This is a genomic window from Pedobacter sp. N23S346, assembly GCF_048515415.1.
Classification (GTDB): Bacteria; Bacteroidota; Bacteroidia; order Sphingobacteriales; family Sphingobacteriaceae; genus Pedobacter.
Genome location: NZ_JBLYEE010000001.1, coordinates 239,860 through 254,742, shown reverse-complemented (window position 1 = coordinate 254,742; position 14,883 = coordinate 239,860). Strand labels below are relative to the sequence as shown.

The 14,883-nt window shown below is 34.2% G+C and carries 15 protein-coding genes and 1 tRNA gene; 2 read left to right on the top strand and 14 right to left on the bottom strand.

Going from position 1 to position 14,883, the window contains the following annotated elements:
• Nucleotides 1-5: 5 nt before the first annotated feature.
• The 14 genes from ACN1CD_RS01130 to ACN1CD_RS01065 all read right to left on the bottom strand — a co-directional run bounded on the left by ACN1CD_RS01130 (nt 6) and on the right by ACN1CD_RS01065 (nt 12,404).
• Complete coding sequence (locus ACN1CD_RS01130; RefSeq protein WP_419128413.1) at nt 6-578, bottom strand: hypothetical protein; 573 nt, start codon at nt 576-578, stop codon at nt 6-8.
• 32 nt (nt 579-610) lie between these two features.
• Nucleotides 611-1,468 (bottom strand): DUF5677 domain-containing protein, encoded by an 858-nt coding sequence (locus ACN1CD_RS01125; protein ID WP_419128411.1) that lies wholly within the window; start codon nt 1,466-1,468, stop codon nt 611-613.
• 5 nt (nt 1,469-1,473) lie between these two features.
• Nucleotides 1,474-1,653, bottom strand: a complete 180-nt coding sequence (locus ACN1CD_RS01120; protein WP_419128410.1) for a hypothetical protein — start codon at nt 1,651-1,653, stop codon at nt 1,474-1,476.
• Nucleotides 1,654-1,671: 18 nt separating this feature from the next.
• On the bottom strand, nt 1,672-2,256 hold the full coding sequence (locus ACN1CD_RS01115) for a hypothetical protein (protein ID WP_419128409.1): 585 nt from the start codon (nt 2,254-2,256) through the stop codon (nt 1,672-1,674).
• 188 nt (nt 2,257-2,444) lie between these two features.
• Nucleotides 2,445-3,017, bottom strand: coding sequence for a hypothetical protein (locus ACN1CD_RS01110; RefSeq protein WP_419128408.1), 573 nt, complete (start codon nt 3,015-3,017; stop codon nt 2,445-2,447).
• A 48-nt stretch (nt 3,018-3,065) separates the two neighbouring features.
• On the bottom strand, nt 3,066-3,278 hold the full coding sequence (locus ACN1CD_RS01105) for a hypothetical protein (protein ID WP_419128407.1): 213 nt from the start codon (nt 3,276-3,278) through the stop codon (nt 3,066-3,068).
• Between the two features lie 7 nt (nt 3,279-3,285).
• Nucleotides 3,286-5,064 carry a DUF262 domain-containing protein gene (locus ACN1CD_RS01100; protein WP_419128406.1) on the bottom strand — a complete coding sequence of 593 codons (1,779 nt, stop codon included), beginning with the start codon at nt 5,062-5,064 and terminating at the stop codon, nt 3,286-3,288.
• Nucleotides 5,065-5,072: 8 nt separating this feature from the next.
• Nucleotides 5,073-5,375: a hypothetical protein gene (locus ACN1CD_RS01095; protein ID WP_419128405.1), complete on the bottom strand. Its 303-nt coding sequence runs from the start codon at nt 5,373-5,375 to the stop codon at nt 5,073-5,075.
• A gap of 589 nt (nt 5,376-5,964) precedes the next feature.
• On the bottom strand, nt 5,965-6,390 hold the full coding sequence (locus tag ACN1CD_RS01090; RefSeq protein WP_419128404.1) for a hypothetical protein: 426 nt from the start codon (nt 6,388-6,390) through the stop codon (nt 5,965-5,967).
• A 47-nt stretch (nt 6,391-6,437) separates the two neighbouring features.
• Nucleotides 6,438-7,199: a retropepsin-like aspartic protease family protein gene (locus tag ACN1CD_RS01085; protein ID WP_419128403.1), complete on the bottom strand. Its 762-nt coding sequence runs from the start codon at nt 7,197-7,199 to the stop codon at nt 6,438-6,440.
• 641 nt (nt 7,200-7,840) lie between these two features.
• Nucleotides 7,841-8,356 carry a hypothetical protein gene (locus tag ACN1CD_RS01080; protein ID WP_419128402.1) on the bottom strand — a complete coding sequence of 172 codons (516 nt, stop codon included), beginning with the start codon at nt 8,354-8,356 and terminating at the stop codon, nt 7,841-7,843.
• Nucleotides 8,357-8,908: 552 nt separating this feature from the next.
• A complete protein-coding gene (locus ACN1CD_RS01075) occupies nt 8,909-10,783 on the bottom strand; it encodes a hypothetical protein (protein WP_419128401.1) in 1,875 nt (624 codons plus the stop codon).
• 103 nt (nt 10,784-10,886) lie between these two features.
• Nucleotides 10,887-11,324 (bottom strand): hypothetical protein, encoded by a 438-nt coding sequence (locus ACN1CD_RS01070; RefSeq protein WP_419128399.1) that lies wholly within the window; start codon nt 11,322-11,324, stop codon nt 10,887-10,889.
• A gap of 132 nt (nt 11,325-11,456) precedes the next feature.
• Nucleotides 11,457-12,404, bottom strand: a complete 948-nt coding sequence (locus tag ACN1CD_RS01065; protein WP_419128398.1) for a hypothetical protein — start codon at nt 12,402-12,404, stop codon at nt 11,457-11,459.
• A gap of 286 nt (nt 12,405-12,690) precedes the next feature.
• Between ACN1CD_RS01065 and ACN1CD_RS01060 the strand changes: the two genes are divergently transcribed.
• Nucleotides 12,691-12,762: transfer RNA gene (locus tag ACN1CD_RS01060), tRNA-Arg, on the top strand.
• Between the two features lie 312 nt (nt 12,763-13,074).
• Complete coding sequence (locus tag ACN1CD_RS01055; protein ID WP_419128397.1) at nt 13,075-14,346, top strand: site-specific integrase; 1,272 nt, start codon at nt 13,075-13,077, stop codon at nt 14,344-14,346.
• Nucleotides 14,347-14,883 lie beyond the last annotated feature (537 nt).

Below are 14,883 nucleotides of genomic sequence, written 5' to 3'. Positions count from 1 at the left end.
AGTTGTTATTTCTTCCTCAAAAATCTAAACAAGTTGTTAATATTTACACCAACTCCTGCGATATTCGGTTCAAGTATAATGGTATCATTTAATATTTTTCCGATACCAGATTTCAATTCTTTTTTGACTTGGAAATCTCGAATCTCTTTTTTGTCCTGAATATCTTTAAATACTTTCTCCAAAAGTTTAATCACATCTTGTGGAGATTTGCAAATCTTACCAATTTCAAGGAATACAATCTTATCCTCTGGGATACTTTCACCCTCTATTTCTCTGTTATCACGGTCATTAAAATACTTTGGATGAATGGTAGTTATCATTAATGCAGGAAGTAAATCTTTTGGATCTATTCCGTTGATGGATTTCCAAGACATTAGCTCTGAATAAAAGTGGCTTTCTGAAATGCCTTGAATAACCACTGAGTCATTTTTAGTAGCAAATTCTGCTAATTTATCGAAACTGTTTCTTAGTGTATTGCCTATTGACTCATCCCAGTTGTAATAATCAAGAATGTAAAGATAATAGCTTTTAGATACGCTGTCAGGAATCTCGGCCAATGAGTGAATTTTAAGTCCCATGTTGTAGTGTCATAAAGTGAAAATAGTTCTTTTTAGCCTTTTGGAATATTCTTTTTCTCTAGAATATGAAATAATAAATTTAATGCCTGCCCTCTATTATTATAGGAATGATTCCAAATTTCCTTAATGTCGTCTGAATAGGATATCAATGTAAATGCTTCATGGATAAGCATGCCGAGGTGTAATAAAATGCATGAACTGTCTTTATATAATTTCTTTTCTAATTCATCTTTCTTGCTAAAATCAAACTCTGGATCGAATGTACCAACGTGATGAGTACAGCCATATAATGAACCATGAAGAGCTTCGGAAGCATCAGAATAGTATTGGATTTTGTTAATCGTAAAGAATACATCCATAAACTTACCCCACTTCTCAAGAACCTCTATTCTTTGAAACAGAGTTTTCTTTGTCCAGTTCAAATTTGGTTTTGTTTCTGAGAACACCTCAAGAGCTTCTTTTACAATGGAGATTTCCTTGAATTTTGATTGTTTATCCTTTCGTGAAGATATATTCTCTATATATAAATTTAAATCATCCTCAATTCTAAAATTGTCTATATTATGATATTGCTTGTAGATTGGATGTAGAATAAACGCCCGATACTCATGTTCGTCACAAACTCCGACATAACAAAAGTTGGTTATCGTTTCCATAAAAGCATGCGCAAGCATCGCCGATTGTGTTGTGAAAGAATCCGTTTGACTAGCCAATTGAAGAAGAGCAGCTCCAGTCTGTCCACAGCTTATTAATAAAACTCCTGCTTTTCCAATTCTTTCATTTTTAATCTTCGGTATTACTTCTTTCAAGAGCATTAGCTCGGATCCGAAGAAACTTATCGCTTCGTTGTGATAGTTTTTAAGGTCGTCAAGCGTATGTGTAGATACCATTATTGTTAATGATTTTTAACAACAACTAAACCATCATCATCTTTGTAAACAAATTGATTAAATTCAAATTGTAAGCAACCTCCTCTATCTTTTAGCCTATAAAAATCAAGCCCTCCGAAGGACACTTCAAGCTCTTGATCTTCTTTTTTTAATTGTTCGATTAATTCTCCTACTGTTATTTTCATTCCAAGTTTATAATACGATTATTTATTAATATATTCTAGCTCATAGCAACATGTTCCTTCGAATGGGCGCTCTAATTCTTCAAAGTCTGTTGAGCTTAGTTTAAATTTTCTGATGACTCTAAACTTGCTGTCTCTTGGAAGTACAATTTCATCTTCATCAACCAAATCGTCGCTTTGTTGCATTGGAATTCCCTTAAATGAGTTCTTCAGCACAATTATCAGCATTATATTATCTTCTGGATTCACTTCTTTTAAAAATCCTTGGGCATTATTGAAATCAAATGCCGCGGATAACCATTCTTGATTTTGATAAATATCATTAATGATAAACGGCTCGACTCTTTGTGCGGAGGTACCTTTGTAGAGGATAAGCTCATTTTCAAGATGAAATGAAAATATAATACTATTCATGAGATCATCTTCAGTCTTATATTCTGATAATGCCATGTTCCTGTTCGTAATCAGACCAGTATTTAAACTATAAACATTACTATTTGATTCATAAGCTTTATATTGCCTACTAATAGTTTTCTGTTCCTCTGTTAAATTGTTGTAGAAAAATGCTGCGTTAGGATTATTATTTAATAATATTTTTGGTATCATAGTTATGGATAAAATGTGAAGTTATGATTATAGTCCTGTAAGTGCGATGCACAGGCTCCTTAAATATCTTTAAATTATAGTCTCAAATTAAAACAAATTCTGTTTTGGGTTATATCTAAGAAATTCTTGATGAGATGGGATATACATTTCCCCTAATAGTGTGGTTTGTTTCGTTGGGTCAGCGCCTGCTATGATCCTAAAAATTGTTGATTATTCATATAGATAAATTCCAGTGACATCACAGCAAAACTTGGCTTGTTAGAATCATTTGCAATCTTAACTATTCGTTCGTAGATAGATAGGAATTTTTGATTCTTCGTTTTTAGGTTTAATGTTATTTGTCTTTCGATAAGATTATCAATTAATGACCTCCCAATGCCTTTCCAAAAATCATCATTACTAAACATTTCTATATCAAGACTAAATCTCTTTATAAAATCTATTATCTCTAATTGTAATTCATGAAATTTTAGTCCATTAATAACGGCATCATGAATCCATTCTGAATCATCCGGATTCTGCTCATATGAAATTATTGCTTGAGTTATGTATTCAAGTATTCTGTAAACGGTTATCGAGTCTTGAATCTTAGCGTGCATGCACCAATTACAGTACAAATTTAATATGTTGTACTTTTCTTTTAACTTCTCTATCTCAAGAACCAACCTTATATTTACCATTAAACTCTCTAAATCTGAAACTCCCAGATCTCGAGGCGTTGTGAATATATTTTGTATTTTGTCGAGATAAATTTTACTCATGCTAAATTGGTATATGTGCTGTTTAGTATTAAATTGATAGGTCTGAGTTTAAATTGCTAGACCATCAAAGTACGCTTTAACATCATCTGTCGAGCTTAAAGTCAAAATGATTTCTTCAATCTCCGTTGCATCGTCTTTAATAGTTATATTAACTGTTTGGCCAGTAGATATAACATGCATTGATACAGTAAGCAAAGAGTTTAGCTGGCTTTTGTTTCCAAGTAGCAGTAGATCATTAAGTGTATCTTGATTTATGTTCATAGTATTTTTAATTTAAATCCTCTTCAATTAGCTCGGTAACTGCATCCATCTTTAGTAACTTTGTTAAACTGTCAACGATCAGACGCTCTCTTTTGTCAAATACTTCAATAAAGTTTTCGAGTGATAGATTTACATTAGGGATGAAGTGCTTTTTACTAAAATCTCTGATTTCATCATCATTATATAGCTTTGTAAGCCATAAATCAAAGTCTTTATTTTGCTTCTCTATATTGGGTATAGCATCCAACAGTTGTAAGTTTCCGATAAAATCAGTGTAGCTTATAAATGTTTCGATATCTTCCGCTCTGATTCCTCTTTTCCTTAGTTTCTTCTCTGTCATGCCGCTTTTTGGATATATGTGATCAATATGGAATTTGTTGCGGAAATCTAGGGAAGGATATAGTAAAGACATAATAGAAAAAGTATTACTTTGGCCATATTTTGACCACAGCATATTTTCAATATCCTCATCAGTGAAGTTGAGTGTTTTATTGGTTCCTTTAAACTCCTCTGATATTTGTTTAAGAGGGAACCCATCTGAATTTTCAGTAATGGTTTTACGAATAATTCTAAGTGTGTTATCTGGCTGTCCTCCAAAGACCTTTTTAAGCAAGGATAGAATTAACCACTTTTTAACATTTGACCTATCAGCAATTACTTTTGATGACGTTTCGTAGCTTTCAGGTAGACCAATCGATTTTAGATAATATGCAATCGGTATTATTGCATTATTTGAGGTTAAAGTCTCTCTAGAAAAACCAAAACTAGATACCAAGTTTATAGCTAGCCTTATTGCTTTGGTAATATCATCCCAATTACTTTCAATTTTAAGCATATTGGATTTGTTAAAGTTATCCACCTTAAAAGCTATATCTCTAAAATCGCTAAGTACTAAGCACGTCTTCAGTACAAAATCTTTGTTAAAGTTGAATCCATTGCCAATTTCGTTGATCTCATCTACGAAGCTGGTTATTTCTTCTCTAGCATCTTTTTCTTCCCATTGAGCCGTTGCGATCGAAAGTAATAAATCTGAATAACTAAGGACTGATCCACCACTATTAATTCTAATGAAAATATTTAACACTTTATCTAGTTGTTCACTAGTTTCTAAATAGTAACTAATAGATGGCTTAACGTGAATAATTGTGTGTAATTTCCCTAGAGTCCTATTGGCAAAGCTTGCCATGTCTTTACCATAATTGGTTAGCAAATCATTCTCTATAAGGAATTCATTTACCTCATAAAGCTCTTTTATATCAAGTATTCTGCCCACTTCGAACCAGAAGTATTCATGGTTGTTCCTTTTTGACTCTTCCTCTGTTAAAAACCGAAACTCATACTCTAGTTCGGTTTCTGGAGATGACTTTAATAAGTTTAAATATAGTTTTCTGTTTGGATAAGCTTCATTATTGTCATAGCGCTTTCTAGGTAATTTATAAGCATAAGAACCTCTTAATCCAATATATAAAGAAGTCATTCGTTGTTGGCCGTCTAGAACTGCGATAATTTCTTCCTCTCCGTTTACATTAGCTTTCGGATTATGTTTTTTTGTTCTTTCGTGATAATTTCGAAGAAATTCGTAAAACTCATATTCTTTAACGTGTTCTTTTTTAACTTTCCAGAATAGGAATGAGTTTATGGGATAATCCCTCATCAAGCTATCAAATAATCTTTCGATTTGATAAGTATTCCAGACAAATTCTCTCTGAATGGCAGGCAATAAATATTTTTTCTCGTGGATGTCATTGATAACATCCGAGATCGTAAGTGCTGTTTGATAAGACATCTTGTGGGTTAAAATGTTTTTATTAATGAACCACTTTCTTTGCGTAGTTCTTTTTTACCATTCTCTAAGTCTAATAGAATGTCGCTTCCATGAAATAATGCGGATTTGCTATGCCCATTACCGATGTTGCGGATTAAACTTCCAGAATCCTTGCGAAGTTCAACTTTACCGTCAATAAGGATTAAAAGAACCAAACTGTAATCAGAATTGATTGAAGCTGAGATAGTCTTTCCGTTACCAATTGTGCGTATAAGGGAGCCATTTTCCTTACGGAACTCAACCTTGCCATTTTTAATAAATATTAAAGACATTAAGATAGTTTAGATTGCTAATATAAATATGAGATTGACACTTTCAATACGGGAAACCGTAAATACTTATATTTAAGTATGCGAACCGACTTGCGAATGTTTCGAAGGTCGTTGCAAAGAAGCTCGATCAGAGCGATGCAACGATATATTTTATGTAATAAAATACGAGGCTTGGCGGCATTGTTGATCTGTATTTCATATTGGTAAATCCATCAACAATGATGACAAGCTAAAGCCAGAGAAACTCAGCAGGTTCGCTGAAAAGTGGAGCCTGACTAGATTTATCCAGGATAAAGCGAAGCAAATCCTAGATAAAGATAGAGAGAAGGCTCACGAAGCCATCCGCTTGCTCAAAAGTAAAAGCATGACAGAAACGAAGTTTTGGCGAGATTTTACGTGAGCTTAGACATGGCGTAGTACCGATCTTCCTAATCGTGTTCGTACTGCCTAAACCAATGCACCACTGACTAAAAGTAAATGCAGAAGCTTAAAAGAATTCTAATTATTGCCTAACCACTGATATAAAGACTAAACCATTCCTTTCTCCGCGTAAGCCGCTTTTGGAGAGAGGAATGGATTTAGGATGCAATTAACTGACTCTAGTCATTATAAAGTCGATCTGTCGTTTTTCTGATTTGCTAATAACAACATAACCTTCTCTGCCTGCTAAATGATCCCAAGATTCTTGTGAACTGCTCCAATGAACAAATAAAAGGTCGCTTATGTTATATATAGTTTTGGTAATTATTCCAGACTTTTTGCTATAGTCACGTCTAGCCACATATTTATCATCATATAAATAAGGTTTAAAATCCTCTGGATCGACCAATTTGGACATCAATAGCTCTTCCCATGGCGCAAATGTGTTTTTTTTATCTAGATCGTATAGTAATTGCCAATATAAAGTAGAATCATGTGTAACAATTGGCAACTCAATCCTTGTAGAGTTTTGTGTAATTAGATAAATAATTATAGCAACAAGTACAGCTATAATGAGCCAGAGTATAAGTATCATAGGTTTGTATAGGAAAGAGCCGCCGAATGGCAGTTCCTTTGTAACTATTAGTATTTAATTAAAAGATGCTTACTGATGTAACCCTTTACTCCTTTGTAACAGACATAGCTAAAAATCTCATCTTCTTTGGCTTCGTTTAAAACATTCATCTGAGCCTTGGCAGGTAGCATCATCACCCTCTTATCACTGTCAGTATAAGTTTTCTCGCTAAATAAATACATGTACCTTGGTAATGTGCTTGTTAAATAAGCAGAGTAAACATATTTATCACAGGAGATTGTTGTGACATCTATTTCTGGTTTCTTCACTTCTGCCACCATGGTTTCTTCGACTGCTTCTTCGGCCTCTTCAATTTGTACATCTTCCTCTTTACCAGTAAGAATGGTTAATTTGCTTCCATCCAGTTGAATTTTACCAAGCTTACTTATAGCAGATTGACCTAAGAGTAAAGGTGCATTCATATTATTTACTACCGAGGCTGCAACGTCTTTTAATACTAAACCTCCAAATCTGATTTCTCGAAGGATTATAGTAGTTCCTTCAGATATGTTACCATCAGCAGTTGAAAATCGAGTTTTCCCTAAAACATCTTTTTGAGTTAAATAATTATTTTTCATCATAAATACTGCTTCGGCAAGGGATATAGAAACATCACTTGCTCCAGTATCAAATATGAATCTTAAATTAAGGCCATTTACTGTGCATGGGACATTATAAACTCCACCTTTCTTTTCCATAGTTATGGTTGTTTGTGCCTTTGCTTTAAATGCAAATAAAAATAGGAGTATTAAAATTGATCTTGGTGTCATAAATATTTTGTGTTAAATGAGATTAATAAAGACAAGACTGATCTAAAGTATTTATAGTCTATAGCACTTAGTTACGGTAAACCGTAAAGGCGCATTCAGCTAATAATACTTGATTAGTAGTTATGTGTAGCTATTCTTGGTTTGAGTAAATCCATAGTGAGAAAACTCCTGCTGCAATTGAAAGAACTGCGAAGACAGTTCTGCAAGTTGATGACCATTCGCTGATCATAATATTCCATTGGGTAAATGAACAAACTGCGTAGAGGATAATCGTTGGTACAAACCAGAATAGGAATGTGAGCGTTTTGTTGGACATAGTATATAATTAAAATATCGATAGTCCAACTCGATGTTATTTTATTCATAAAGCGCAGGACTGAGCTATGTCTGCGTCTAAGAGGTTCGGCAAAAAACCCGACAACAACAAACAAGCCAGCACCTGCGCTTTATGCACAGGCGTGAACTTATCTGCTCTTGTTGTCTTTGTAATTTTGCCGATTCCTTAGACAAGAACTGATAGCATACGCTAAATCTTAAATATGTATTTTACTTACTCTTTGTATTATTCTTTAAACCCTTTTATTAGTAACGGTAAAGATAATAAGCAAAAATTAAATAAAGCGCATTATTGCGCTCTATTTTTATGATTCGAGTTTATCAACAGTAGCAATTGATACGTAGTTGTTTTCTCCTTCTGCCACTCGTCTATAAAAGAAGTTGTGGTGCTGATCAGCCTCTTTAAAGTTTACACGAAGTGCATATTCAATTCCACCAGTATTATCGTGTGATTGGGTAATTTCATAGGCCATACGAAGGAAAATATTAGTTAAACCTGATCCGAAGCGTTCAAGGGCTTCTCCACCAAGATCTATAAATATGAATGATCTGCCATCCTTGCTATTGGATAAAGTAATGTTCCAGAAATAGTTGAGGTGCTCAGAAATCATATTGCTTTTGTATTCATTCTTTACATGGTCAACCGTCGCGTAGGTTCTATACTTTGCTAAATCAAACTTTCGCAACTGTTCTGTTGCTGCATCAACAATCAGGTTGTATGCTTTTTGTACTTCTTGGTTTACCAACACTTGTTGTTCGTTTATAACAACAAATTGTGTTTTCGGCTGACTAGCCTTTTGCGTTCTTGCTTGTGCTTTCATCTTAATAGAATTTTAATGTGAAACTTGGATTAAATGAAAAATGCCTCCGTATGGAAGCATCTGTTTGTCAATGGGTATATGATAGAAATGCACCGTTTTTAGACAGTGCATTGTGTTGTATTCGGTTTTAGTGTAGTTGAATTGTCGAAAATTATTAATCGATTTTGAATAGTTTAAATCTTATTATGTGGCAAATGTCGAGTCGGTTTAATAGTCTGTAATGGAAATCTAAAAAGTTAGAACTTGTTATTTCTGATTTGAAAGTGGTAGTTTCAGATAGGCTTCTTGTTTAATTTACAAAAAGAAATTTTCAATTGGAGAGTTGGAAATCATTGTATCTCCCGCTAGAAATTAGCGGGGGGCTTGATATGGTATAACCTTCGCTCGGAAGACTCTCAGGTTGATTCTGAGGTGCTGATTTAAAAAAAATAAAAAATTTTTTTTGATGCTGAAGTGTAATGGTACTTCAAGTGACTCTTTAGGGAAACGTACAGTTTCTAAATCGGGTCTTATAGGTTAACCTTTTTTCCAAAACTGTACGTTGAAGATTATTTATTCTAAACCTTTGTCCAAAAATCTTAAAATTTTATATCCCTTGATGTCGTTGCCATTTGGAGCCTTTCCCATATATACACGGTCTTTAGGATCGCTTATTTCTGCAAAGTTTTTTCTGAGATACTGAAGCGTAGGGTTTTGCAAACCTATCTTATTATTGGTTAACCCCTTACCAATGATAGAGGTAAGCTTACTGGAAGTGTAAACTTCTCCTTCTTTTAAATGTTCCCTGAGAAATGTCATCATACTAAAATGGTCAACACCTTTTTGCTTTGCTAATAGAAGACCTTTTATTTTATAGATGTTAAAATCTGCTTCATAAGAATTATCAATTCCGTACTTATTTACAACCGCCATTTGTTCAGGAAAGTCAATTTGAAAATTTGCCATTTCGTTGGCATATTCAAAATCGGATACCTCTCCATTTCTCTGGCGATCATGAAGTTGTTTTAATCCATCTCCGATAATTGTATATAAACTTTTCAATCTAGTAGTCTTGTCTTCAGCTTTCTTACGATCAGTATCCGTAAAGGAGTATGTTTCTTCGGACAAGTTGACCAAAAAATGTGAGCACATATTATATGCTGATTTTAATCCGTCAGTGTTTTTATAGATCCCTTTTACTCCTTCTTCAAAGATTAAATTGTCAATCATATCAAAGTTGCGCTCCATTGTGTCTTTTTTTAGATATCTAGCATAATCGATACGTTCGAGAACTTGAGTTAATACATCCTTTGCAGACGGTGTTGTTGCAAAACTGTAGAATCGGTGTACAGCCTTATAAATGGTATGACATTCATCTAAATATTCAAGCACTGCCAATTTTGATAATGACGTAAAATGTGGATTTGTGTTGGTTATATGAACGATATTTCTTTTTATAGGGTTAGTTTTTGTTTCTCTAAATCTGCCCTGGATTTGTACAACCTCTGTAAATGGATCTAACATGGAATGTTCGGCAGAAACGATATCCGTAACTAAAATGATTGTTGGATCGCATTGGAAAAGTTCATAGTTAATATCAACAGCTGAAAAGAATCGTGAGGTGAAAAAATTAAATTTCTTGAAGCTAGTAATATCCGTACTCACTTGCGTTTTCTTATAGTGATTTCCAAGTAGCTTTTTTCTACTCTTTTCTGCACAGAAAATCATAGTGTCACCTTTAATCTCCATTTTTTTAATCACTGCGTCAATTGTGTCTGTACTATTAAAGAAGATAAAATATTTTTTATTAGGATTGTCCTTTATGCACTGCTGAAATGAATATATAATGTTGTTTGTGCAAATCAGTTTAAGGTTTTGTGCATATTTAAAAGTTGGTTTTATGGTATGGACTTTAAAGTTGTTAGCAGCAAACCTTGGATCGCTAGGTATAATTGCTGTAGCAGAAACGAAAGCTTTACACTTGAACTGAAAAAAATCGTTCATTGGTAACGAAATGTCAGACCTATAGCTAACATCTTGAATAATTTTCTCGCATTCGTCAAACAATAGAAAGAAATCGGTAAACATATTTAGTGGTGATTCCTCAATAGCCTCTTTAACTTTCCAAAACGATTCCGGTGTAACAATTATTTTCTTATGTTCAATCTCATTATGTAAATATGTGACGATCTCTTCGATTTTAACCCCTTCATATATTCCGCAGACTAATTTGCCGAATTGTTTCGTTTTACCTTTTATCACTGGTACATTAGGTTCAACTATTATGCTATGGCGAGAAAATTCGATTTCTGACCTTGTTGCTCCACAACCTGGTAATTCCTTAAATAAAATAATGTTGCTTGGAATACCTTTTGATTTGAAGGGTTCAATCTGGCTTAGGTATTGATTTTTATTTAACTTATACGTTACTATCTTGTTGTTTTTCATATTAATTGGGCAATAGAATTCCTATGCGTTGCTTGTCGCATGTCTTTAGAGTTTAAATAATGTGATTTGAATAAAGGGGAGTGATTGCCTCCCCTTAAATTTGTTACAGCTTTATGGCGAGTTCCTGGCATTCCTCTTGCAGTTCTGCAAGAGTTACGTTGACATAAAATTTGCCTAACTGAAAATCTTTTACAAGATTCATTAGTTCATCAGTATGTGGAATTCGTAAGTTAATCGTTGCATTAGTTAACCTAATTTTGAACCAAAGCATTTCAATGCCATTATTTTTGTCAAAAGTTGGTTTTACAATATTATTTATTGAACATCCCTGGGACATAAATTTTAAAAGGTTTTCAAAGTGTTCTGCTTCAGAATCGCTCAATGAGAGTCCGAAAGCAATAAATAATTTCTTACTGAAATAGCCGTTTACATTGTTTTCGGTAAAAAACTGTTGAGCATTTAGTGTGGCTGCAATTTTTGATTTTCCGTTGATTGCCGAAACGGATTCCGACTGCCCGAAGGCGCTGAACTTCTTGTTCATTTTCTTTTATCTTACCCTCAGAACATCATTGTCCTGATTTGTTGATACAAGTATCAGGGTATGCCGAAAGCCACAGAAAATTACCTTTTTATAGATCTGTGTCGGCTGGTAATCAGGTGATTAAATTTTATATTAATATGGACTGAACAATATATTATAAAATTCAACCTCTTTACTTTTTAAATCCTGTCTTAAGAATGAGCGAATCAGTTTAGCTTTATCTTGCTCTGATTTTAATACAGGCGTATTATCTTCAATTGCAATATCTAACACCCCGAACATTAAAAACAAAGTGTAAATCAATACACCCTCTTGTTTATTTATTTCAACATCTTTAGTATGCAAGTCCGTTTCACCGTTTAGGTAGGCGAGGATATTTTGTGTAGCAAACCGCCCGAATAACCATTTTGCTCTAAAATCTGGAAAAGGTTGATAGAGGTATTGCAATATTTCATCTATTAACTCTGTTGACCAAATGCGTGGCTCATCGTCTGTGATATGAAAGTATAGGTATTTTAGTTCCTTTATTTGCTTATGCCTTTTTCCAATGATCAGTTCAATGATATCTTTATTATCCTCTAAGTTATCTATTGTAACTCCCATATTAGGCACATCATAAGGAACCATAGTTTTACCCGCCTTCATCAATTTTCGAAGCTTAATTTTAGTTTCCAAAATGCCACGTCCTTCATACTGTTCTTTTAATATCTTAACATCAGTTAACAGTCTTCGTAGTTCGGAATGTAGGTTAACCCCAGTTACTGCGTCATCAGATGAAAAGTATGATTGGTAGTAACCCCACTCAATATCATTCATGTTTCTAAGGAGAACAAATAAGTTTTGTACGTGCTTTGGATCAATCTGTACTTGTTCGATAACTTTAGCAATATTGAAATCATTAAAAAGTGATACGCGTTCCTTCTCTAGTTGATAGAGCATTCGAATATTAACTCTTGTTTTTACAATATTACTCTTATCAACGTGAAGCATTCTTTTGGTACCATCATGGTATTTAGAAATTGTATCTAAATCAGCTTCGATGCCTTCAAGTTCTTCAATTTGAAATAGATATTCTGTCATAAATGATATTCGAATAGTTAAGCCATAAAGATATTGCAACAATATTTAACTTGAAGAAGTTGCTGAAAGATTAGTTTAAATCTTCGGCTATTGATAGTTTTAGCCTCAATTTATCCTCATAAGTTTGAGGCATCAGATGAGGCAAAATGGTAATAAACTTCTGATATAATTTGGTATATTTGCAGCAATTAATAAAATATAAATAAAGCCATAATGGCTGAGGTTTAACATTAATTAGTTGATAATCAGTTGATTGTTTCTGTTTTTCAGAAGTAGTTAGCAATTTGGTCCCGTAGTTCAACGGATAGAATAGAAGTTTCCTAAACTTTAGATATGAGTTCGATTCTCGTCGGGACCACTTCCTTGGATTCAAACCAGAACATTGTCGTGCAAATCGTTGATTTTCAAGACTTTGTTTTGGTTTTTATAACACATTAAGACCCATTTTCGACCATTTTGAATGGTTAATTTTAGTGAGTCGAAAATTGACTATTTTTTGTAAAACACTGTAGGTCAGTGGATTGATTGAAACATCAAAACCAGAATTATTCCGAAATGTTCGGGTGCTGGATTATTTTGTAAGATATTGATTTACAGCTCGTTCGACTGACGAACATCTTGATGGCTCACTGGCTCAAATGTACATTTGTTTAATTTTAAATGTATCATTATGAGTTACAATTTTCATCTTTTATTCTATCTAAAAAGACCAAAAAATTTTATCAAGGGCGAGATGATGCCCATCTATTTACGGATTACCGTGAAAGGAAAACATTCGGAATATTCTGTCGGCAGGGAAATCATTCCCAGCTTCTGGTCTGCGCTTAAAGGGAAAGGCACTGGCCTGCGTGAGGAGATCCGGGAACTTAATGATTATCTGGATACGCTGGCCTCAAAAGTTCGACGGTTTCATACCACTCTTGTTGAAAAGGAAGATGAGGTGACAGCGGTAGTTTTGAGGGATCATCTTACCGGAAAGAATACGTCTAACCATAGCCTGCTGAAAGTTTACCAGAAGCACAATGACAATATGGAAAAACTGATTGGTAAAGGATACAGTTATGCTACGTTTCAAACCTATCAAAGTTCCATCAGACATGTTAAACAATTTCTTCAGCTCAAATATGAGGTTCAGGACATTAACGTCAAAAAGGTAGATTTTAAATTTATCACCGATTATGAGCTATTTCTTAGGATAGATCGAGGAAATAATGCAATGTCTGCCCGGAAATATATTGTTCACCTAAAAAAAATCATGCTGTATTGCCTGGGTGCCGGGTGGATTGTTGGTAATCCATTTTTAAATTATCGCAATACGGCTAAAGCTAAGGCAAGGACTTTTTTAAATATGGAAGAGTTGGATAGGATCAGAGGCAGGGAATTTCCACTCGAGCGATTAAACATCGTTCGTGACATTTTTATTTTCAGTTGCTACACCGGCCTTTCCTATATAGATGTGAAGCAGCTTCGCCCGGATCAGATTACAAAGGGTGATGACGGTAATTTATGGATATTCATCAAACGGCAGAAAACGGAAACACCCTGTCATATCCCCTTGTTGGATGAGGCGAAAGTAATTCTTGACAGATATAAAAATCACAGGATATGCAGATGGAGAAAAGTGGCATTGCCAGTGCTCACTAATCAACGCATGAATGGTTACCTGAAAGAGATCGCCGATCTTTGTACCATCACTAAAGTACTCACTTATCATCTGGCTCGTCACACTTTTGCGACGACTATTACGCTTTCAAATGGTGTTCCGATTGAAACGGTATCGCAAATGCTTGGGCATAACAGCTTGAAAACAACGCAGCATTACGCGAAGGTTATCGATACTAAAGTTAGTACTGAGATGTCTGCATTACAGGAGAAGCTTTTAGACCGAGATAAGGAAGAAGAAAATACTGGTGATATGAAAGTTATGAAGCTATTTAGATAAATTGCTTTCAATGTAAACGGAAATTGGTTGTAATTTGTCTTGTCAACCTTAAATCATTTCTGATGTATTTGATTCAAGTAACAATCAGATTAAGAAATTTTAAAATATGGTATCACAACTGACCGACATTGATGTCGGTCAGTTCGATCAAGATTGGGATTTCGCTAGTTGAAAGGCAAATGATTAGATTCTAATCCGATATGGACCGATACGATCCGATTATGATCCGATCCTTTTAAAAAGACAGCATTTGATTACTTGAAAATATACTGCTAATATTGACAAAAGCAGTGTATTTGTACAGATAAATATTTGCAGTCATAAAATCGAAAAGTATTGTATCTTTTTTTAAGGATAACAACGTTGAAAGTTCCTCTAAAACTTTATGAATGCGCAATAGTTGGGTGGCCGGTACCCGTTTCGTCCAACATGGGTTTCATTGTTGGTGTTGTGCACCTAATGAGAGCTTAGCTGTTATCATTAAGGGTTACGTAAATGGCCCTTCCATTATAAACCTTACCGTTAAGCAAAATAACA